Origin of the sequence: Staphylococcus pettenkoferi, assembly GCF_002902685.1 — a bacterium.
GTDB lineage: Bacteria > Bacillota > Bacilli > Staphylococcales > Staphylococcaceae > Staphylococcus > Staphylococcus pettenkoferi.
On record NZ_PPRN01000044.1, the window covers coordinates 23,745 to 46,485 of the forward strand.

Here is a 22,741-nt window from a genome sequence, read left to right on the forward strand (position 1 = left end):
GAGTGATGTGTCGCTACAAAGTTAACGCTATAGGGGGAACGCGGCATATAACTTGGGAAGAACAAATGGAGGATATCAATGAAGAAGTTTACTATATTTCTATTAATTAGTTTAATGTTTGTCCTTGCTGCATGTGGTAACCAAGGTGATGGTAGTAAAGGTAAGGACAGTAGCAGTAAGAGTGACAAAGAGACTGTAACGATTCATAACCAGTTTGAAGCTAGAGGCGACAAGAAAGATGGTAGTGATGCGAAGAAAGTAGACGACAAAGTTTCAGTGCCGAAGAATCCTAAACGCGCAGTCGTTCTTGATTACGGTGCGTTAGATACGATCAAAGAACTTGGCTTAGCAGATAAAGTGAAAGGTTTACCTAAAGGTGAAGGTGGTAAAAGCTTACCTGATTTCTTAAAAGAATTTAAAGATGACAAATACATCAACACGGGTAACCTTAAAGAAATCAACTTCGATAAAGTTGCTGAAGCTAAACCGGATGTCATCTATATTTCTGGACGTGCAGCTTCACAACAAAACTTAGATGAATTCAAGAAAGCAGCTCCAGATGCGAAGATCGTCTATGTAGGTGCAGATGATAATAATGAACTTCAATCATTAAAAGACAACACATTAAATATTGGAAAAATCTACGATAAAGAAGATAAAGCTAAGAAACTTAACAAAAAATTAGATGACAAAGTCGCAGATGTTAAAAAACATACCAAAGACATGAAAGACGATAAATCAATGTTCTTACTCGTTAACGAAGGAGAACTATCTACTTTCGGTCCAAAAGCACGTTTCGGAAGCTTAATCTTTGATACACTCGGTTTCACTCCAGCAGATAAAGATGTCAAAGCAAGTACACACGGTCAAAACGTAAGTAATGAATACATTAACGAGAAAAATCCAAGTATTATCTTTGCGATGGACCGTGGACAAGCAATTGGCGGTGAAGCTACAGCTAAGAAAGCACTCAACAACGATGTACTTAAAGATGTAAAAGCGAATAAAGAAGACCAAGTTTACGAATTAGATCCTAAATTATGGTACTTCTCAAGTGGTTCTACATCAACTACAGCACTTAAACAAATTGAAGAGTTAGAAAAAGCATTAAAATAATGATGTAGTGTCTAGGACATAATTAAAGAATTAGATAAGAATTAGCTATAGATGTAAAGTAAACTCATTTAGAGAGAACTTTATAGTTGATAAAGATATTAACTATTGCTCTTCGCAGTAGTTGTCTGTACTTGAGATAGCTAGCACTTTCTCAAGTACTAGACACCCTTGCGGGGTGAGACTACGAAATCAAGTAGATTTCTGTCTCACTCCCGTAGAGAAAAAGGTCGAGAAGAGGTGTGTAAGTCACGCTCTTTCTCGACCTTTTCTATACTTCGAAATAGTGATGATAATGAAACATACATCGCGTATTAAAGTGTGAATCACAATAAGGACAGGTCTCTGTCATCATATATTCGTTAATAGTGAGATGCCGTTTACAAACACCACATAGCACAGCCTCAGTGTTAAACTCATCTTCACTCCAACGTTTCACTTGATGTTGTTCATGCTCTTCGTGACACTTGTAGCAAGGATAATATTTATCGCAGCATTTAAACTTAATCGCGATAATATCTACCGGTGCATGATAATGTTTGCAACGTGTTTCATTATCTACTGTATCTCCATAAACTTTAACCATACTACTTACCTCAATTACTCAGTTGTAGTTATTGTCGTTCTTGAGGGTGTTCGCCAATAATTCTTACTTCAGGATGTAAATCAACGTCGAATTTCTCTTTAACTACATGTTGCACATGGTGGATTAAATCTTCGTAGTCCGTTGCTGAGCCTCCATCAACATTGACCATGAAACCAGCATGTTTTTTAGAAACTTCAACGCCACCGATACGATGTCCTTGAAGATCGGAATCTTGAATGAGCTTACCAGCAAAGTGACCTGGTGGGCGTTGGAAGACACTACCACAGGAAGGGTACTCAAGAGGTTGTTTCGATTCACGTCGTTCTGTAAGGTCATCCATTTTAGCTTGAATATCGTCGAGGTCTCCAGGTGTGAGAGTAAAAGCCGCTTCGACCACAACGAGATGATTCTCTTGAACAATACTGTTACGATAATCTAATTCGAGTTCATTATTTGTGTAAGTGAGTAACTCACCTTTTTCATTCACACATAAAGCGTAATCGATACAATCTTTCACTTCGCCACCGTAAGCGCCCGCATTCATAAATACAGCGCCTCCGATGGATCCTGGTATACCACATGCGAACTCTAAACCAGTTAACACGTGGTCTCGTGCAGTACGTGAGACATCGATAATCGCTGCACCACTGCCTGCGATAATAGAGGAATCTGAAACGTCAATGTAATCAAGGGATAGTAAGCTTAAGACAATACCACGAATGCCGCCTTCACGAATGATGATATTAGAACCATTACCTAAATAAGTAACAGGGATATCGTTCTCGTATGCGAAGCGGACGATTTGTTGAACCTGTTCGCTCGTTGTTGGTGAGAGGTAGAAGTCAGCTTCTCCTCCTGTTTCTGTATATGTATAACGTTTCAACGGTTCATCTACTCGAATAATATCGGTAGGTACAATCTCCTTCAATTTTGTTAAGATGTCATCTTTAAGCAACTCTGAACATCCTTTCCATATTCTCTTTAACAGTCATTACTCCCATTATAGCAACTCTCTAATCGATTTGCGATTAACAATAATGTGAACGATGACTTTACCTCAACTTATCACATGAGATAACTATTTCTAAATCAAGTGCTTATTACAGAAGTGTCATTTCATTCATGCAACTTCCTCACTTTGAGTCAGCCACATACTTCTTATAAATCTTATCTAACGCTTGCTGCTTGCGTTGTTCATAATCACTAATACGCTCCACATGCTTGAGGATTTGTGTCTTTTTATCATTAAAATGGTGGGCGATTTCGTCATTATTAGCTAAAGCTTCGTCCATCTCAAGGTACTGCTTGAAAAGACGTGTGTCTCTTTGGATGATATGCAAACGCACTTCTTGTTTGAGGTCGATTAAATTATTAAATTTCGCCATGACCACTTTCTTTTTATATGGGTGATGCAAGCGATAGAAACCCGCATAATTTAGACGCTTTTCATCTAAAGCTGTGATATCGTGTAAGTTATCTACACCGACCAAGATATCTAGAATAGGTTCTGTTGGATAGTTAAAATGACTCGTGCCGCCTATATGATGTGTGGACTTTACGGGTGAATCTAAGAGATTAAAGAGAAGATGACGTAGTTCTTCGTATTCAGATTTAAAATGGTGTTCTGAATCTGCTTTAATAAAGGGTTGAATTGCCGAATACACGGTTAAGTACCTCCTTTGTTCATTATGAAATGTTGAATTTTAGTATAGATAAAGTGTGCATTATTTTCATTGTAATCGTGTTTATGTATAATACGAAATGATAGGAGTGCAAAAATGAAGAAAATTAGTTGTTTACTTACTCTAATCGTTTTAACACTTTTAGTTGCAGGTTGTAAAAACAATGAGCCTAAAGACTTAGCGAAATTTGAAAAGCATCTTGATCAAACGCAGCAGAAAGAAGCAAAAATGAAACAGACGTTAAATCATCTGGATTTGAAACAAATTGATCAACTTAAAGAACAACAAATGACAGATAAAAATAAGAAAGAATTCAATGAGCTTCAAACTGACATCAACAGTAAGCTGATGCCCCAGATGAGAGCATATGAGAAATCCGCGAAAAAGTTGCCAGCCGAGTCTTCTAAAGTGAAACATCTTAAACAAACGTATCTTCAAGGTGTGAAACAGAAAAAGCAGAAAGTGAAAGATCTTAAAACATTCGTCGATTTATGTAATCAATCTGTTAAAGCAAACGAGGATATTCTAGATTACACGAAATTGTTTGAGAAAAAACGCTCACTCATGGAAGAAAATGTTGATAAAGCGAACAAGCATGGTAACAAGCAAGATGTTGAAACTTTTACGAAAAAGGTAGAAAATAATAACAAGGAACTCAAAAATACGGCAGAAAATCACATCAACGACCAGAATCCTAAAAAAGGGAAAAAAGCAATTGAAGAGCATATTATGCCGCTCATTGATAAGCAAATCAAAGATCTCAATCAAACGACGATTACAGATTCAAATGTGAATGAAGCGCGTAAAAATGCGATTGAAATGTACTACAGCTTACAGAACTATTATGAAACACGTCAAGATACGATGGGCATTACACAACGTTTAGCAAAAATTGATCTTCAGAACTTACCGAAAAAAGGTAAAGACTTAGAGAGTGATGACAAAGCCTTTGATAAGGAATTAAATCAACTTAAATCTTAGTCGCTTTGTCAATTCAAAGTCATATTAATTTATAATAAACGGTTAACAACAAAAAGGTAATTGTGTATAATTGGAAACATTGACATAGGAAATTATTTATCATTACGAAGAGTAGACGAAAAATCGATGTAACATCGTGTATTAATCTCATCTCAATTTCGATAAAGTAAGACGTCTGCTCGCTAAATTATCTTAGAGGTGAATAGAATGGCTATAAAGCTGAGTTCGATTGACCAGTTTGAACAAGTGCTAGAGGAGAATCGTTATGTCTATATACTGAAACACAGTGAGACATGTCCGATTTCTGCGAATGCATATGATCAGTTCAACAAATTCTTATATGAAAGGGACATGGACGGTTATTACTTAATCGTTCAACAAGAAAGAAATTTATCTGATTATATCGAAGAGCAAACAGGCGTGAAGCATGAATCACCACAAGCTTTCTACTTTGTAGATGGCAAAGTGAAGTGGCATGCGAGTCACGATGATATTAACGTTGCAACATTAGCTAAAGCTGAAGAATAAAGAATTATGTATATGTCATTGTTAGAGCAGGGCGATAGCTCCTTTCTCAACAGTGACGGTAGGGAGCAGAAGTTGTCTCGTGTACACGTAAGTTACGGGCATCGTTCTGCTCCCGTTTCTTATTTCATGAAATCGTGACACAGGACATGTATAATAGAGTATTGAACAATTCGATGAGCGACAGATTGATTGAGTGTCGCGGAGAACTGACTGACACATTAATTACACAGATATTTAACCAACAACAATTAATTTTTAAACAGTAAGTAATGAGTAAGAAATAGATGAGGTGACAGGATGAAAGTATTAGTAGCCATGGATGAATTTAATGGTATCATTTCAAGTTACCAGGCGAATAGATATGTAGAAGAAGCAGTGGCAAGTCAAATCGACTCTGCTGATATTGTTCAAGTCCCATTGTTTAATGGACGTCACGAACTCACAGATTCAGTGTTCTTGTGGCAATCAGGAACCAAATACCGTCTCAATGTACATGACGCGGATATGAACCCAGTTGAAGCGTTATATGGCATTACTGAAAAGGGTATGGCGGTGATTGAAGGTAATTTATTCTTAAAAGGTGAGAAATCAATTGAAGCTCGCACAAGTTACGGCATGGGTGAAGTAATTGCAGATGCCTTGAACCATGGTGCTAAACATTTAGTTATTTCTCTCGGTGGTTTAGATAGCTTTGATGGTGGTGCAGGGATGTTGCAAGCACTAGGCGCACGTTTCTATGATGATGGAGCACAACCTATCGATGTAACTGAAGGTCCACGCGTGTTGAAGTATATTCGTAAAGTTGACTTCTCAGATTTACATTCAGGCTTACAAAGTGCGCGCATCCAAGTCATGTCTGATTTCGATAGTAAGCTCTACGGACGTCATAGTGAAATTATGCAGACGTATGAAGCTTACGGTTTAACGCGTGAGAAAGCTGCAGAAATTGATAATTTAGTATGGTACTTCAGTGAAATATTGAAGAGTGAAGAACGTCTGACTTTAGGACCTGTCTTACGTGGTGGCGCTGGTGGCGGTATTGCAGCGTTGCTCAGTGAAATGTTTGAAGCGGAAATTATGACGAGCCACGAACTCGTCGATCAAATTACACACTTGGAAAGCTTAATTGAGCAAGCCGACTTGATTCTGTTCGGAGAAGGTGTGAACGAACGCGACCATGTGTTAGAGACGACAACTCAGCGCATTGCTGAACTTGCGACGAAGTATGACAAGCCATCGATTGCGATTTGTGCTACGCCGGATAAGTTCGAGCACTTCGAGTCGCTCGGCGTCACAGCCATGTTCAATACCTTTATTGAGATGCCGAAGTCTTACACTGATTTTAAAATGGGTATTCAAATCCGTCACTATACAGTTCAAGCTATCAAATTACTGCAAACTACTTTAAATGACCAATAAATTTAAATAAAGGCCTTAAACGTTGAGTTAGGATGCTCAAGTTTAAGGCCTTTTTTATAGACTAAAAATCATTTTATCACAACAAAAAGTCGTCAATTAATCTGTCGTTGTTGTATCCTGTGACTTCGCAACTTCTTCTGCAATACCAATAATCACTTTCACTGCTTGTTCCATGATGTCGATTGAAGCGTATTCAAACGGACCGTGGAAGTTGGCACAACCTGTGAAAATGTTTGGCGTTGGAAGTCCTTTGAAGGACAGTTGACTACCATCTGTACCGCCGCGAATCGGTTCAGTATTCGGCGTGATATTTAAACGTTCAAAGACGCGTTTCGGAATATCAATAACATGAGGGACGGCTTGAATCTTATCACCCATGTTATAGTATTGATCTTCAATGTCTACTTCGACAGGGTCATTGGTGTAATGACTATTAATGTCGTCGCGAATTTCAAGCAATTTCGTCTTACGTGCTTCGAATGTATCGCGATCATGGTCGCGGATGATGTATTGTAACTTCGCCTCTTCGACATCGCCGTTTAACTGCATGAGATGATAGAAACCTTCGTAACCTTCTGTACGTTCAGGCACTTCATCTTGTGGAAGCAGTTGGTTAAATTGTTGGGCGAGTAATAGGGCGTTAACCATCGCATTTTTAGCAGAACCAGGATGGACGTTTACACCATGGCATGTTACCGTCGCACCTGCAGCATTAAAGCTCTCGTATTGTAGTTCGCCGTATTCACTACCATCCATCGTGTAGGCGAAATCCGCATCGAAGCGGTCGACGTCGAATTTATGAGGGCCACGTCCGATTTCCTCATCCGGAGTGAAGCCAATTCTGATACGGCCGTGTTTAATCTCAGGGTGTTCTGTGAGATAGCGCATGGCTTCTACGATTTCGACCACACCTGCTTTATCATCAGCTCCAAGTAGTGAAGTCCCATCGGTTATCATCAATGTATGACCTTCCACTTGTTTCATCCCAGGGAAGACATCTTGGCTCAATACGCGATTAGTATTTCCAAGTTGAATAGGTTGCCCATCATATTTTTCGATGATTTGAGGGTGGACATTGCTCGCATTGAAATCTGGTGATGTATCCACGTGAGCGAGGAAACCGACTGTGGGTACTTCAGTATCAATATTGCTATCAAGTGTCGCAAAGAGATAGCCATTCTCGTCCATGTCCGTTTCGAGTCCCATGTCTGTTAATGTACGTTCTAAGAGTTTAAGTAAATCCCATTGTTTTTCTGTAGAAGGTGTCGTATCTGAATCAGGATTTGATTGTGTATCGATTTGCGCATAGGTTTTTAAACGCTCGATTAATTGTTGTTTCATTGCTATCAACCCCTTTTTCTTGTATACCTATTATAACGTGTGTGGGTGAGAATGACAGGAATCTGTGATTGCGTCTTTTTTACGTGAGGAGGTTTGAGGCTTGTAAAAGGGGAGGACGGTTAGTTGTGTGTAAAAGGTGCCGGTTCATGGGCAAAATAACTTAGCCCTATGAAGAAGCGTGTCCTTATAGCTTTAAAAACGCTTGTTCAAATAAAAAAACGCCAATTTCTCATCTAACTTGCGTGTCTTTTCCTTTTACTAAAATGAAAAAGAAAGGACAGCTAAGGATGGAAATTGACGTCATTTACAAATATTCTATGTCTGGAATTTCAAAGATTTAAGCACGGTTATTCATATTATAACTTTTACGATACGTTTTACCTTTAATACGTCCAAAGTACTGCTTAACCCGTATATAGAGGTGATAAACGATTTCGGCGCACAGGATACCGAAGGCGATGGCACCAGAAATCAGTGTGACCTCTAAGAATGTATTAACGGCATGTGTGTATTCGTTTGAAACGAGGAAGCGTGTCGCTTCGTATGCTAATCCTCCAGGAACGAGAGGAATGATGCCGGGTACGATGAAGATGATAACGGGTCTTTTATAATGACGACTCATAATGTGACTCATCAAAGCCAAGATGAAACTACCGAGAAAGGCCGCCATCACTTTACCTAACTCTGCGTCTAGTGTCAGTTTATAAATAATCCAACCCATGGCACCTACGAAACCACAGGCTAAGAGTAGACGCCGTGGCGCATTAAATAAGATTGAGAATAGGATCGTAGCTAAGAAACTGATAATAAAGTGAAAGATGTACACAAAAATACTCACTGTCTGCGTCTCTCCTTAATAAAAGATTAATAATACGATGGCAACGCCTGCGCCAATCGCAAAGGACGTTAAGGCAGCTTCGACACCACGCGACATACCCGCGAGGAGCTCGCCAGCCATTAAGTCACGAATCGCATTGGTAATCAGAATACCAGGCACGAGAGGCATGACGCCTGCGATGGTAATTGTGTTCTGATTGTACGCCCAACCAAGATGCGTCGCTGTTGCCGCAATTAAGATCACGACAGCGGCACTGATAAATTCAGAGAAGAATTTAATTTGGATAAATTTCTGAATCCATTCAAATGTAAGGAAGGCACCAGCACCCGCAATGACTGCGTAAATGAAGTCATGTGCCACGCCTCCAAACATAAATAGGAAGAAACCACATGCGATGGCAACAGCAAAGAATTTCAATACCGTCGTAAATTGTAAAGACATATGATGCAGATGCACGAGTTCTGATTTTGCCTCATCAATGGTTAATTTGTGTGCAGCAATTTTACGAGAAATATTATTTACTAAAGCAATCTTCTCTAAATCAGTCGTACGTTCACGAATGCGGATTAAACGCGTGTTAGTACGATTATTTAACGAGAAGATAATCGCTGTCGATGTGACGAAACTATATGTATCCTTTAAACCGTAGCTTGCAGCCATGCGATTCATCGTATCTTCAATTCGATAGGTTTCAGCACCGCTCTCTAGCAATATCCGTCCGGCTACGAGCACGAGATCGATGACTTTATCTTCGTCGATGATTGTAATTGATTCTGACATAAGTGCGCCTCCTATTCACCACAATAGAGCTATTGAAAGTTTACAGCTTGGACGGTCTTCTTTCAATATATTTTTTGAGTTGTAATCAATTTTCATTTTTCTAAAATGTGCGTTTAAAATAACGCGAGTGCAGTACGCTAGAATCATAGATTGATGTACTGCACCTTAAAAAAGGGATGAGACTAGCCACACGTTACCGTGCGTTAGTCACACCCCAATGGGCAAGCTTAAATAATAATGACTAATTAGTTATTACCAGAAAAATGTGAGATTAAACTTTGATAATTGGGTTAAACATCACTTGGTTTCGTCCTTCTTTTTTCGCTACATGTAACATATCATCTGCATCTTTAAAGACCTTGCGTTGTGATTTGTAATCTTCGCGCGTTAAATAGCCGACTCCGATAGATACAGAAAGTTTAATGACTTCTTTATCTGGCAAGTGGAATGACGATTGTTCTACCCCTTTACGGATGCTTTCGCCTAGTTTCACACATTGATCGAGTGAGTAGTTGCGCAAGACGATAGAAAATTCTTCACCGCCATTTCTAAAGATCTGGATATGCTCGGGTACATAATTGATAAGTAGTTGTGCCATTTGACGTAGGACTGCATCTCCAGCTTGGTGAGAATAATCATCGTTAACATCTTTAAAGCCATCGATATCGATAAGTAGCAGACCTAAACCTTCTTGGTGCTCATCAGCGAGACGTGACGTTTCGTTGAGATGACGGTCGAATTCTTTAACGTTACCCAATCCTGTGAGATAGTCGAGTTTCTCTTCATTCTCATAACGGTTTACGAGCGAGAAGAAATGCCAAATATCTAAGAAAGTCAATGACGCCGTAATCGTTAATACGAATGACAATGGCACTAAGAACATTAATTTGACTAACTCATAATAAGGGCTGATCAACGCTAGAATAAGTAATAAGACGAGACTGATTAAATTAAGAATTTGTATTGAAGCGAAATCACTTTGCTTCAAGAAAGGTCCGATAGCGCTGACGATGACCGCAATAACGATGAGTGTAATACTGCCAATATAATCGTAATGAAAGACGAGTATACTCACGATAGATACCACTACGGCCGAGCTGACGGTAAAGAACATATTCGTATAGCGACCAAGGAAGAGTAGCGGTACGAATGTGAGATAAAGTTCATATCGATTCATCAATGGTATCGGATTGACTGCTAAGAGTAGCGCAATAATGGTCATTAAGATGGCCACATACACTTGCGAGAACACCATATTTTTATTCTCGGAATACTGTAAGCGATGGAATAAGTAGATTCCCGCCACAGTAACTGCAATGTTGTAAATGATAGCTTCAAACATGACTGGTTCGCTCCTTTTAAATCTCCTTTGTTATTGTAAGTGAAATTCTACTTTTTGTCATTTAGTTCCTCAGATTCGAGCGGTATTTATAGTTTGTTTCGAGAGCAAGATGAGGTTAGAGATCGCGTGTGTAGTAGGCGAAATTGTTCAAAGGTTTTGAATGAAAGTGGGGGATTGCTTTTGAGTAAAATGCAGGGAAGCGGTCGAGCGGTTATTTGAAATGATGACGATATTTAATTGAGTGGAGTTGAAAAGTTCGAGAAAGTAAATAATGACAAAATGTATGTATGTATGTATCTGGCGCTTGCTCTATCGCAAAATTTTACGGCTATATTAGTGTGAACGATTGATAATTATCCGTAGCAATAAATAAGTTCAAGATTAAATTAACAATCTACAATGATATGGATTGTCTTATTAAAAGTATATGCGTTATTATAACTTCAAGTGACATATTGTAGCATAGTAAAGTAAAATGAACGTAAAGGGTAAGTTAAGTCTACGTGTAAGTGTGTGCGATTTTACCAATATCCTCACATTACAGACTTTCTTTCACCAACCTCACGAAACTTATATATTTGAAGGTGAACTGATGTATACATTATTGCTCGTATTATTCACTATGATAGTCAGTTTAATTATAACGCCTATTATTATTAAGATATCTTATAGATTAGGGATTGTAGATAAACCCAATTATCGCAAGATACATAAGCAACCTATCTCGGTTTTAGGTGGTACAGTTATACTATTCTCATTTTTCATTGGAATATGGTTAGGCCATCCTATCGAAACGGAAGTGAAACCACTGATTATCGGCGCGGTAATTATCTATCTCGTCGGTTTAATTGACGATATTTACGATTTGAAACCACTGGTGAAATTGGCTGGACAAATTGTGGCTGCACTCGTCGTAGTCTTCTATGGTGTGACGATTGATTTCATCTCACTACCCATCGGTCCAACGATTCACTTTGGAATCTTAAGCATACCCATTACCGTGATTTGGATTATTGCAATTACGAACGCGATTAATTTAATTGACGGTTTAGATGGCTTGGCTTCAGGCGTCTCAGCAATCGCCTTATTAACGATTGGTTTTATCGCTATTTTACAAGGAAACATCTTCATTATTATGATTTGTAGTGTGCTTTTCGGTACGTTACTTGGATTTTTAGTATTCAACTTCCATCCAGCGAAGATTTTCCTCGGAGATAGTGGCGCGTTGCTGATAGGCTTTATCGTCGGTTTCTTATCTCTTTTAGGTTTTAAAAATATTACCTTTGTATCGCTATTCTTCCCGATCGTCATCCTTGCAGTACCGTTTATCGATACATTGTTTGCAATGATACGTCGTGTGAAGAAAGGGCAACATATTATGCAAGCAGATAAATCTCATTTGCATCATAAATTATTACAGCTTGGTTATTCGCACCGACAAACCGTAATGTTGATTTACTCCATTGCACTCATGTTTAGTCTGTCCAGTATTATTCTGTATTTATCACAACCATGGGGCGTACTCATGATGTTGATCCTCATCGTAATTACGATTGAATTAATTGTAGAGTTCACTGGATTGATTGATGATGACTATCGTCCGTTGTTGAAATTGATTGAACAAAGGGAGCGTAAACATCGAGGAGAGTAGTTTTCAATGAGGATTTTTTGAAGCTAAGTTTATCTTCCGAGTTCTATATATTTAAAATAAACATTTTACAACTAACAATAAGCCACTCCGCTGCATTAATCAGGGAGTGGCTTTCGTTATCTCATCAACGTTAGTTTGTCTCAATATCAAACGGCAACCGCATAGGTTCGCCTGTCTCTAAATCATACTGACCTGCTGTTACTCGGTTGAGAAAATCAACATAGTCGTCGTAATCCGCTTCAACGACATCAATTTGATAGCTTACTTTATCAGTATACGTCGTATCGCGCAACATGTAAGGCGTGGATTCCAATTCGTATTCAAGTTTGCCAGTGAGATCATAGCCGATCGTTACTGTAGTTGGAAGCGCGCTTCGTAGCTCAACACGACCCGCATCATAGATCACATCGCGTACAGCACCACTGTATGCACGAATAAGCCCACCGCCGCCTAATTTAATTCCCCCGAAATAACGTGTTACGACGACACAAACATTATGTGTATCTAGTTTCTTTAATATTTCGAGCATGGGTACTCCGGCTGTACCACTTGGCTCACCATCGTCATTCGCTTTCTGAATGTTCATTTGGTCGCCCACAGTATAGGCAGAGCAGTTGTGGGTCGCCTCATGATGTTCTTTCTTCTTCTGAGCGATAAAGTCTTTCGCTTCTTGCTCTGTTTCCACAGGTTTAATGTGAGCGATAAATCTTGATTTATTAATAACATTTTCAATCGTATGTTCATTTTTAACTGTTATGATGGCGTCCATTCTGTCGTCACATCCTTTGTTCTCTTTACGTGAATTTCACCGAGCATCTCGTGTTAAAATGCCTCTATCGCAGGTTTGCTAAGCTCATGAGGTCTTCACGTACACTATTTAAAGTTGTAATACCTTTTATTATACACTGAACGGCAGATGAGATTAAATGTAAAAAGCAATTTTCTTTTAGTGAAAAATAAGGTATGATTGTGCTAAGTATAATTTAGGAGGATTAAGATGAAGATTGCTGTACTGTCAGACTCAACCAGCTATCTCCCACAAGATCTTATAGATAAATATCACATCGAGATTGCACCGTTAAGCGTGACATTTGAAAACGGTGAGAATTTTGTAGAGGGGGACACGCTTTTCGCTAAAGAATTCTACGAACGTATGCATAGTGAAAAGACCATCCCTACAACGAGTCAGCCAGCAATTGGAGAGTTTATCAAGCGTATTGAGAAATTACGTGATGAGGGCTATACCGATGTTATTGCTATATGTATTTCCACAGGTATAAGTGGCTGTTACCAAACTGTAAAGCAAGCTGGAGACATGGTGGACGACATTAACGTCCATCCATTTGATACGAAACTTGCAGCCATGGTTGAAGGTGGCTACGCTTTAAGAGCGATTGAAATGATTGAAGAGGGATATGAACCTGATGCGATTATCGACGAATTAGTTGCTATTCGCGAAGAGACAGGTGCGATTCTTATGGTAGATGATTTGAAGAATCTTCAGAAGAGTGGACGTATTACAGGGGCACAAGCATGGTTAGGTAATTTGTTAAAAATGAAGCCTGTCTTGAAATTCGAAGACGGTCTCATCGTACCTGAAGAGAAAGTACGTACGAAGAAACGCGCATTGAAAGCCATCGTGAAGAAAGTGCTTGCTCGTGTTGAAGATTATGATGTCTTAACACTCTATGTCATCGGCGGTGATATCGAAGAAGACGCAGAGTGGATGTATGAGGAAGCGAAACGTCAAAGACCCGATGCGCACATTATCTATTCTAACTTTGGGCCTGTAATCGCAGCGCACCTTGGTTCAGGTGGTATTGGATTTGGTTATATGCCACGAATTATTAGAGATCATTAATATGAATCATTAAGGAATGTGTCAGAGTATATATTAAGAAGTGTATGGTTAACTGTGAAGTCAGTTTTTTGAGTAAAAGACTAGAGTGTCTATCAATAATGTTAAACTGACAGTCACTGTAGTCATACTTCTTAAGTGTGCTCTAGGCGCATTCTTTTTTTATAGGAGGTTACGACATTAAATACTACGGAAGATTAATTGACAACTTAGATGTGCTTACGACAGAAACGGTACGCCAGACATCTACCGGCGTGACGCGCAATCAACAAGGTGATATATGTCAGCAATGCGGTAATACAGATGCTCGGTACTTTTACACTTATTATTCTAAGCTGCTAGATACAGAGGTTTGCTATTGCCGTAAGTGTATTCAACTTGGTCGGATGGACAATGTGAATCAGATATATCAGATTGCTTCAGAACAGTTTAAAAGTGAAGCGGATTATCACTTACCATTTGAACTTTCTGCTCAACAAACGTATGCTTCGAGTGAAATTGTTGCCGCAGTAACAAACTATAACGATTTATTATTATATGCAGTGACAGGCGCTGGGAAGACAGAGATGATCTTTGAAGCGATTCAACTTGCACGTAAACGCGGCGATAATGTTGCAGTAGTATCTCCACGCGTTGATGTAGTCATCGAGATTAGCTATCGCTTGAAAGATGCTTTTACGACTGAAACGATTGACGTCTTGTACCAAGGCCAAACACAACATGGAGATGGCCACTTTGTTATCGCGACGGTACATCAATTGTATCGTTTTAAAGCACATTTCGATGTCGTCTTTGTCGATGAAGTTGATGCCTTTCATCTAGCAGGAGATCCGACTTTGACCCAAGCGCTACATGCTGCGTGTAAAGAACGCCATGCTATTATTTATATGACGGCCACACCACCCAACGATTTATTGCAAACCTTTGATGAAACACATATTGTTCGCTTACCTGCGCGTTTTCATCAACATCCACTTCCTGTTCCACAGTTTCAGCTTTTTAAATTAAAACCACGACCTCGCCAACTCAAACTTATGCGATTATTTCAAGAACAAGTTGAACAACAACGCTACACGCTCGTCTTCTTTAATCACATTGAGACGATGGTTCAAGCTTACACTCACTATCAGCATGCGTTTCCAGATTTAATTTATGTTCATAGTGAAGATGCGTTACGTCACGATAAGGTTCAAGCTTTAAGAGAAGGGAAACATCGAATTGTGTTTACCACGACCATTCTTGAACGTGGCTTTACGATGGCGGAACTTGATGCCATTGTCGTGAATAGTCATACGTTCAAGAAAGCAGCATTAGTTCAAATTGCAGGTCGGGTAGGACGTAAGAAAGAAGCGCCAACAGGACGTGTGTTATTTTTACATGAAGGTATTACAGGAGAGATGCTACGGGCGCGACGAGATATTCGTGCGATGAATCGACTCGCTATGGAAAGAGGGTGGATTCATGAGTAGATGCATGCAATGTCACGCTCAGTTTCACGAACCGCTTCACATCCTCAATTTCTATAAAGCAACGCCTTTAATTTGTTCCTCATGTGAGCAACAGTGGGAGGACATGCGTATTTCAGAGAGTGAGTCACCAAATGTTAGACGCTGTGAAAGATGTCTCAAAGTGTTAGCGGAGGATGAAACCACGTGTCTCGACTGTACCTTCCTAGAGCAATCGTATCGTCTCATCGATCAGCTGTATTGTACTTATCAATATAAGGGGGTCGTGCGTGAAACTATTCATCAGTACAAATTCCTCAAAGATGTGGCGCTTGCGGAAGTAATTGCTTCGAAAGTGTGTCTCCCTCAAGAGCAGTTTGATTACATCGTTCCCATTCCTTCGCCAGTAGAACGTGATCGCGATCGTACATTTAATCCAGTGAAAGTCGTGTTAGATCAGATGGGGGTGCATTACACAGAAATGTTAGAAACGCGGATTCGTCCGAAACAGTCTGCTTTAGGTAAAATGAAGCGGGCGCGTTCTGCCAATCCTTTTACCTTTAACAGTGAAATTAATATTGCAAACAAATCTATATTATTGGTAGATGATATCTACACAACAGGTTTGACGGTCCACAATGCAGGCGCACAACTTTATGTTAGAAAAATCAGAAAATTAGGAGTGTTAACGTTTGCACGGTAGGGGGAACGTGGTAATATATAAGTAAGGAACAATATATAAATAGAGGTTTTAAAGGAGTCGATTGCAATGATTAGATTTGAAATTCATGGAGAGAACCTCACTATTACTGATGCGATTCGCAACTACATCGAGGAGAAGATCGGTAAGTTAGAACGCTATTTCAATAACGTTCCGAATGCAACAGCACACGTTAAAGTGAAGACGTATCACAATTCAGCGACTAAGATTGAAGTGACTATTCCGCTTAAGAATGTGACTTTAAGAGCTGAAGAACGCCATGATGACTTGTATGCAGGCATTGATTTAATCACTAGCAAACTTGAAAGACAGGTCAGAAAGTATAAAACACGTGTGAACAGAAAGAACAGAGACCACGGTATTCAAGATGTCTTTGCGGCACTGCCTGATGATCAAGAAATCAAAGCGACTTACAACACTGAAGCGGATAAGGACGATGACGAAGACGAAATTGAAATCATCCGTTCTAAACAATTCAGTCTGAAACCGATGGACGCCGAAGAAGCAGTGTTACAAATGAATCTATTAGGCCACGATTTCTTCGTCTTTAGAGATAGAGACACTGAAGGAACTAGCATCGTTTATAAACGTAAGAACGGTAAATACGGCCTAATCGAAACGACTGAAGAATAATTAACGACTCTGGTTTAACCTCGACATGAGATGAGAAGAAGTACTCGACTTTCAAGTCAGTAAATAAAGTAATAATCGTTCAATGTGGCGAGAGTCATTAATTGTTAACAATATCATAAATAATCTAGAGCGCGTCGACGATTGCTTAAGTGAAACGGTCAGAGACGCGCTTTTGTTGTGCGAAGTTAAAGTGAAATGTTATAAGTAAAGTGGTATTGACAATACGAGTAAATAACTATCAAGACGATACAATTTTAGGTTGTATGATGATTTCGTGTACTATGAATGAGCAACGTTATAATAAGAAGTTTTAAAAGAAATAACGGTGTTTACTCACAGATATATAAATTTAATAATAAATCGCACGCTTGGGGTGCGAGAGTACAATTTTACTCAGAAAAATGATATGATAAATTGTTGTAAGCTTAGATGTTATTAAAGCTAAAGGAGCGAACAGAATGGGTTTTTTATCAAAATTAGCTGATGGTAATAAGAAGGAGGTTAAGCGCTTAGGCAAAATCGCTGATAAAGTGCTTGCTCTAGAAGAAGATATATCGCTATTGACTGATGACGAAATCAAAGAAAAGACGAAAGCATTCCAAGAGAAATTACATGCTGAAGAAGATGTGAAGAAACAGAACAAGATGTTAGATGATATCTTGCCAGAAGCCTATGCACTCGTTCGTGAAGGTGCGAAACGTGTCTTCAATATGTCACCTTACCGTGTCCAAGTCATGGGTGGTATTGCTATTCACAAAGGTGACATTGCAGAGATGAGAACGGGTGAAGGTAAGACGTTGACGGCTACTATGCCAACATACCTCAACGCCTTAGCTGGTCGTGGTGTGCACGTCATCACCGTCAACGAATATTTATCTAGTGTTCAAAGTGAAGAGATGGCAGAGCTCTATAACTTCCTAGGTTTGACTGTAGGCTTAAACTTGAACAGTAAATCTACAGAAGAGAAACGTGAGGCCTATGCATCTGATATCACTTACAGTACGAACAACGAGCTCGGTTTCGATTACTTGAGAGATAACATGGTGAATTATGCTGAAGAACGTGTTATGCGCCCACTTCACTTCGCTATCATTGATGAGGTCGACTCTATTCTAATTGATGAAGCGCGTACACCGCTCATTATCTCAGGAGAAGCGGAGAAATCAACTTCACTCTATACGCAGGCTAATGTGTTCGCTAAAATGTTAAAAAATGAAGAAGACTATAACTATGACAAGAAAACGAAATCTGTTCAACTAACAGAACAAGGTATCGATAAAGCTGAACGTATGTTCAAGATCGACAACCTTTACGATGTGAAAAACGTAGAAATTATTAGTCATATCAACACGGCATTACGTGCTCACGTGACACTTCAACGTGATGTTGACTATATGGTACACGAGGGCGAAGTGCTCATCGTAGACCAATTTACTGGACGTACAATGCCAGGACGTCGTTTCTCTGAAGGTCTTCATCAAGCGATTGAAGCGAAAGAGGGCGTTCAAATTCAGAACGAATCTAAGACGATGGCGTCTATCACATTCCAGAACTACTTCCGTATGTATAACAAATTATCTGGTATGACGGGTACAGCGAAGACGGAAGAGGAAGAGTTCCGTAACATCTACAATATGACAGTTACGCAAATTCCTACGAATAGACCGGTGCAACGTATCGACAAACCAGACCTTATTTACATTAGCCAAAAAGGTAAATTTGATGCGGTAGTCGAAGATGTTATTGAGAAACACAAGAAAGGTCAACCGATTCTCTTAGGTACTGTAGCGGTTGAAACCAGTGAATATATCTCTAATCTCTTGAAGAAACGTGGCGTACGTCATGACGTACTCAACGCGAAGAACCACGAACGCGAAGCAGACATCGTTTCTAAAGCAGGTCAAAAAGGTGCCGTTACTATCGCGACTAACATGGCCGGTCGTGGTACCGACATCAAACTAGGCGAAGGTGTCGAAGAACTTGGTGGTCTTGCGGTTATTGGTACTGAACGTCACGAATCTCGCCGTATCGATGACCAATTACGTGGTCGTTCTGGTCGTCAAGGTGACAAAGGTGACAGCCGTTTCTACTTATCACTTCAAGACGAATTGATGGTGCGTTTCGGTTCAGATCGTTTACAAAAAATGATGAACCGTTTAGGTATGGATGATTCAACGCCAATTGAATCTCGTATGGTCTCTCGTGCAGTCGAATCTGCTCAGAAACGTGTTGAAGGTAACAACTTCGATGCGCGTAAACGTATTCTTGAATATGACGATGTATTACGTAAACAACGTGAAATTATTTATGGCGAACGTAATAACATTATCGATAGTGAATCTAGTGACGAACTTGTTCAAGGTATGTTACGTTCTACGCTTGAAACAGCGATTCGTTATTACATTAACGAAGAAGAGGACGATCCAGATTACGAGCCATTCATCAATTACGTAGACGATGTGTTCTTAAGTGAAGGCGACTTAAAAGTTGAAGATATTCGAGGTAAAGACCACGAAGATATCTTTGAAGTGGTTTGGGCTAAGATTGAAAAAGTATTAGAAAGCCAACGTTCTAAGATTGGCGAGCAGTTCAATGAGTTCGAACGCATGATCTTACTACGTTCTATCGATGCACACTGGACAGATCATATCGACACGATGGATCAATTAAGACAAGGTATTCATCTCCGTTCTTATGGTCAACAGAACCCACTTCGTGATTATCAAAACGAAGGTCATCAACTGTTTGAGGATATGATGACAGCAATCGAAGAAGATGTCAGCAAATATATCTTGAAATCAGTTATTACTGTTGAAGACGATGTTGAACGTGAAAAAACAAAAGACCTAGGCAAAGCAGAACATGTGAATGCTGAAGATGGTAAAGAAAAAGTGAAACCACAACCTTACGTTAAAGGTGAGGAAGTAGGACGTAACGATCCTTGCCCTTGTGGTAGTGGTAAGAAATATAAAAATTGTCATGGGGCTTAAAGCGAATGTAAGCCTATGCTAATTTGACTAAGGTCTCAACGTTGAGCGGGGTGTTTATGACACCGCTAATGTTGAGATCTTTTTACTCAGTAGTGTGTGAACAGTGGCCACGTTTATCAATCAAGACTCAGCCTAGTGGAGATATATGTTAAAATGAATAAAAAGTAATTGTGAATGAGGAGAGATAAGAATGGAATTATCCGAAATCAAACGTAATATCGATGCCTATGCGGCGAAACTCGACCAAATTAGGGGGTCTCTTTGACTTAGAGGAGAAAGAGACAAACATCCAGGAATATGAAGAGATGATGGCAGATCCATCATTCTGGGATGATCAGAACAAAGCGCAAGAGATCATCGATAAGAATAACGCTTTGAAATCAGTCGTGAATGGTTTCCGCGATTTAGAAAGCACACTCGAAGATATGGATGCAACGCGTGAATTGTTAGCTGAAGAGTATGATGAGGACATGAAACAAGATTTAGAGTCAGATGTGGAAGATTATCAAAGCAAGTTGGATTCTTTCGAACTTCAACTGCTGCTCGACGGACCTTACGATGCTAATAATGCTATCTTAGAGCTTCACCCAGGTGCAGGAGGTACAGAATCTCAAGATTGGACGAGCATGTTGTTGCGCATGTATCAACGTTACTGCGAGCAGAAAGGGTTCAAAGTTGAAGTTGCGGACTATCTTCCAGGCGATGAAGCGGGCGTGAAGAGCGTGACGCTTATCATTAAAGGGCACAACGCTTATGGTTATTTGAAAGCTGAAAAAGGTGTCCATCGTCTTGTGCGTATCTCACCATTCGACTCTTCTGGTCGTCGACATACGTCATTTGCATCATGTGACGTCATTCCAGAATTTGATAACAATGAAATAGAAATTGAAATTAATCCAGATGATATCTCTGTAGATACGTTCCGAGCTTCTGGTGCAGGCGGTCAGCACATTAACAAGACGGAATCCGCTATCCGTATTACCCACCACCCAACTGGTATTGTCGTTAACAACCAGAACGAGCGTTCACAAATTAAGAACCGTGAAGCAGCGATGAAGATGTTGAAAGCGAAATTGTATCAACTTAAATTAGAAGAGCAAGAACAAGAAATGGCTGAAATTCGCGGTGAACAGAAAGAAATTGGATGGGGTAGTCAAATCCGTTCATACGTCTTCCATCCATATTCTATGGTGAAAGACCATCGTACGAATACTGAAACAGGTAAAGTTGATGCAGTGATGGACGGCGATATTGGACCGTTTATCGAAGCGTATTTACGTAGCCAAATTGATCAAGAATCTTAATATTGCACTTATAAACGTGAGTAGGCAGGAAGTGTTTGAGGCGCTTCTGTCTGCTCTTTTTATGTTTTTTGAGTAGGTTGTAAAAGTTGAGAGAGGGCAAGGTTGATAGTCAATTTACTGTAAGTTTGAAAAATATCGTTATTACAGAGGATGTATAAAAGGGTGGGATTTAGGAGCAGATGGGCAACGTTAAAGGTGCAGTGAACAAGTGATCGGAGAGAATTATATTGTAAGTATACATTTTCAGTGAGATAACTAAATGAAATGTTCATGCAGTTGTGTTACAAAGCAGAATGGAGGGCATTTTGCTAAACTAGGGCAAACCCTTGATAATACTAGGATTATGAGGGGTGGAGGAAGTGGTTCGACAATTAAAGCGCATGATCATTTCACTTTTATATTACATAATGATGACATATAATATTACCACTCAGAATTGTGCTATAGTAAGTTTAACAAAATAATTACAGCGAAGGATTGAACTAATTATGAAGAAAACGATTACATTATCAGCAGTCTCATCAGCAGCTTTGTTTTTCGGAATTCATGGCGTTGCCTCTGCAGATCAAGTTCACACTGTGAAAGATGATGCACAATTATCTGATATAGCTTCAACATTTGCGACTAATTCAAACGAACTTAAATCTCTTAATAATATAAATAGTAATTCAGTAAATGCAGGAACTGATCTTATCATTCCTGATGTAGATATTTATGAAGTGAAAGCAGGCGATTCAATTCAAGGTATCGCAGCGGCTCACGACTTAACAGTAGAACAACTTTATCAATTAAACCCTTACTTAGGTGATGTGATTCACCCAGGTGACTTACTAGCGATTTCTGAAAAGGGTTCTGCGCATTTATATAACTTATACCAAGCCTATAGCCAAGGTGGTACGACTTATGCATCAAATTCAAACTATGCATCATACAATGCTAATAACTCAGCACCATCGTACAATGCTAATTCAGGAGTTGTAACACAAGCACCAGCAACTCAAACAGCACCTACGACTGGACAAACTTCATCTCCAGCATCATACACTCAATCTTATACGCCAATAGCGCCACAAAGTTATACAACGTCAAATAAAGCGCCTCAAGCGTCACAACATTACTCAGCGCCTGCAACAGTACATCATCCAGCATCTACAAATGCTGCTAACTCTTACAGTTGGGGTTACTGTACTTACTACGCATTTGAACGCCGTCAACAGTTAGGCCGTGGCATCGGTAACTATTGGGGCAATGCGAATAACTGGGCAAATGCTGCGCAACGTAACGGTTACACTGTAAACCGTACACCTGAAGTTGGTGCAGTCTTCCAAACTACTGCAGGTAGCTATGGTCACGTAGGAGTCGTTGAAAGAAAGAACAATGATGGTTCAATCCTTGTTTCTGAAATGAACTGGAATGGCGGTTTCGGTAAGAAATCATACCGTACAGTTACAAACCCAGGTCAATACAGCTACATCCACTAGGATACAGCTATGAATAACAATATAGACGCGTCAATTTCTATCGTTTTA

20 protein-coding genes are annotated in these 22,741 nt (G+C 39.6%); 12 read left to right on the forward strand and 8 right to left on the reverse strand.

Features of this window, described 5'->3' with window-relative positions; genetic code table 11:
* Nucleotides 1-78 precede the first annotated feature (78 nt).
* Nucleotides 79-1,116 carry a ferrated catecholamine ABC transporter substrate-binding lipoprotein SstD gene (locus tag CD126_RS08680; RefSeq protein WP_049408387.1) on the forward strand — a complete coding sequence of 346 codons (1,038 nt, stop codon included), beginning with the start codon at nt 79-81 and terminating at the stop codon, nt 1,114-1,116.
* A 268-nt stretch (nt 1,117-1,384) separates the two neighbouring features.
* Here the strand turns inward: CD126_RS08680 and CD126_RS08685 are convergent, their stop codons facing one another.
* From CD126_RS08685 to CD126_RS08695, 3 genes are all read right to left on the reverse strand, one after another.
* A complete protein-coding gene (locus CD126_RS08685; RefSeq protein WP_002471811.1) occupies nt 1,385-1,699 on the reverse strand; it encodes a CHY zinc finger protein in 315 nt (104 codons plus the stop codon).
* A 28-nt stretch (nt 1,700-1,727) separates the two neighbouring features.
* Nucleotides 1,728-2,654 carry a UDP-N-acetylmuramate dehydrogenase gene (murB, locus tag CD126_RS08690; RefSeq protein WP_049408389.1) on the reverse strand — a complete coding sequence of 309 codons (927 nt, stop codon included), beginning with the start codon at nt 2,652-2,654 and terminating at the stop codon, nt 1,728-1,730.
* 178 nt (nt 2,655-2,832) lie between these two features.
* Nucleotides 2,833-3,363 carry a GrpB family protein gene (locus tag CD126_RS08695; protein ID WP_049408391.1) on the reverse strand — a complete coding sequence of 177 codons (531 nt, stop codon included), beginning with the start codon at nt 3,361-3,363 and terminating at the stop codon, nt 2,833-2,835.
* Between the two features lie 114 nt (nt 3,364-3,477).
* Here CD126_RS08695 and CD126_RS08700 point away from each other — a divergent pair, with 114 nt between their 5' ends.
* The 3 genes from CD126_RS08700 to CD126_RS08710 all read left to right on the forward strand — a co-directional run bounded on the left by CD126_RS08700 (nt 3,478) and on the right by CD126_RS08710 (nt 6,309).
* Complete coding sequence (locus CD126_RS08700) at nt 3,478-4,362, forward strand: EMYY motif lipoprotein (RefSeq protein ID WP_049408392.1); 885 nt, start codon at nt 3,478-3,480, stop codon at nt 4,360-4,362.
* Between the two features lie 207 nt (nt 4,363-4,569).
* A complete protein-coding gene (gene ytxJ / locus CD126_RS08705; protein ID WP_002471822.1) occupies nt 4,570-4,890 on the forward strand; it encodes a bacillithiol system redox-active protein YtxJ in 321 nt (106 codons plus the stop codon).
* A gap of 297 nt (nt 4,891-5,187) precedes the next feature.
* On the forward strand, nt 5,188-6,309 hold the full coding sequence (locus CD126_RS08710) for a glycerate kinase (RefSeq protein ID WP_103370321.1): 1,122 nt from the start codon (nt 5,188-5,190) through the stop codon (nt 6,307-6,309).
* A gap of 96 nt (nt 6,310-6,405) precedes the next feature.
* Here CD126_RS08710 and pepT read toward each other — a convergent pair whose 3' ends face one another.
* From pepT to gdpS, 4 genes are all read right to left on the reverse strand, one after another.
* On the reverse strand, nt 6,406-7,650 hold the full coding sequence (gene pepT / locus CD126_RS08715) for a peptidase T (RefSeq protein WP_103370322.1): 1,245 nt from the start codon (nt 7,648-7,650) through the stop codon (nt 6,406-6,408).
* Between the two features lie 337 nt (nt 7,651-7,987).
* Nucleotides 7,988-8,482, reverse strand: a complete 495-nt coding sequence (locus CD126_RS08720) for a threonine/serine exporter family protein (RefSeq protein ID WP_049408568.1) — start codon at nt 8,480-8,482, stop codon at nt 7,988-7,990.
* A gap of 21 nt (nt 8,483-8,503) precedes the next feature.
* Nucleotides 8,504-9,268, reverse strand: a complete 765-nt coding sequence (locus tag CD126_RS08725) for a threonine/serine exporter family protein (protein WP_049408398.1) — start codon at nt 9,266-9,268, stop codon at nt 8,504-8,506.
* A 271-nt stretch (nt 9,269-9,539) separates the two neighbouring features.
* Nucleotides 9,540-10,610, reverse strand: coding sequence for a GGDEF domain-containing protein GdpS (gdpS, locus tag CD126_RS08730; RefSeq protein ID WP_049408400.1), 1,071 nt, complete (start codon nt 10,608-10,610; stop codon nt 9,540-9,542).
* Nucleotides 10,611-11,202: 592 nt separating this feature from the next.
* On the opposite strand from gdpS, the gene CD126_RS08735 reads away from it, so the two are divergent.
* On the forward strand, nt 11,203-12,261 hold the full coding sequence (locus CD126_RS08735) for a glycosyltransferase family 4 protein (protein WP_103370323.1): 1,059 nt from the start codon (nt 11,203-11,205) through the stop codon (nt 12,259-12,261).
* A gap of 130 nt (nt 12,262-12,391) precedes the next feature.
* Here CD126_RS08735 and CD126_RS08740 read toward each other — a convergent pair whose 3' ends face one another.
* Nucleotides 12,392-13,030: a YigZ family protein gene (locus CD126_RS08740; RefSeq protein ID WP_103370324.1), complete on the reverse strand. Its 639-nt coding sequence runs from the start codon at nt 13,028-13,030 to the stop codon at nt 12,392-12,394.
* Between the two features lie 228 nt (nt 13,031-13,258).
* Between CD126_RS08740 and fakB1 the strand changes: the two genes are divergently transcribed.
* From fakB1 to CD126_RS08775, 7 genes are all read left to right on the forward strand, one after another.
* On the forward strand, nt 13,259-14,122 hold the full coding sequence (gene fakB1, locus CD126_RS08745; protein ID WP_049408407.1) for a fatty acid kinase binding subunit FakB1: 864 nt from the start codon (nt 13,259-13,261) through the stop codon (nt 14,120-14,122).
* A 392-nt stretch (nt 14,123-14,514) separates the two neighbouring features.
* Nucleotides 14,515-15,588, forward strand: coding sequence for a DEAD/DEAH box helicase family protein (locus CD126_RS08750; RefSeq protein WP_421673275.1), 1,074 nt, complete (start codon nt 14,515-14,517; stop codon nt 15,586-15,588).
* The gene (locus CD126_RS08755; protein ID WP_049408410.1) at nt 15,581-16,267 is read left to right on the forward strand and encodes a ComF family protein; all 687 of its coding nucleotides are present in this window, start codon (nt 15,581-15,583) and stop codon (nt 16,265-16,267) included. Before CD126_RS08750 ends, CD126_RS08755 begins: the two co-directional genes overlap by 8 nt.
* A 66-nt stretch (nt 16,268-16,333) precedes the next feature.
* Nucleotides 16,334-16,918 carry a ribosome hibernation-promoting factor, HPF/YfiA family gene (gene hpf / locus CD126_RS08760; RefSeq protein ID WP_002470980.1) on the forward strand — a complete coding sequence of 195 codons (585 nt, stop codon included), beginning with the start codon at nt 16,334-16,336 and terminating at the stop codon, nt 16,916-16,918.
* Between the two features lie 458 nt (nt 16,919-17,376).
* Complete coding sequence (secA, locus tag CD126_RS08765) at nt 17,377-19,908, forward strand: preprotein translocase subunit SecA (RefSeq protein WP_103370326.1); 2,532 nt, start codon at nt 17,377-17,379, stop codon at nt 19,906-19,908.
* A gap of 190 nt (nt 19,909-20,098) precedes the next feature.
* Nucleotides 20,099-21,212 (forward strand): peptide chain release factor 2 gene (gene prfB / locus CD126_RS08770; protein WP_100207903.1). Its coding sequence is split into 2 segments (ribosomal slippage): nt 20,099-20,170 and nt 20,172-21,212, totalling 1,113 coding nucleotides; the frame shifts between segments, so codons are not numbered across the junction.
* 488 nt (nt 21,213-21,700) lie between these two features.
* Nucleotides 21,701-22,693, forward strand: a complete 993-nt coding sequence (locus tag CD126_RS08775) for a CHAP domain-containing protein (protein WP_049408413.1) — start codon at nt 21,701-21,703, stop codon at nt 22,691-22,693.
* The last annotated feature ends 48 nt before the right edge of the window (nt 22,694-22,741 follow it).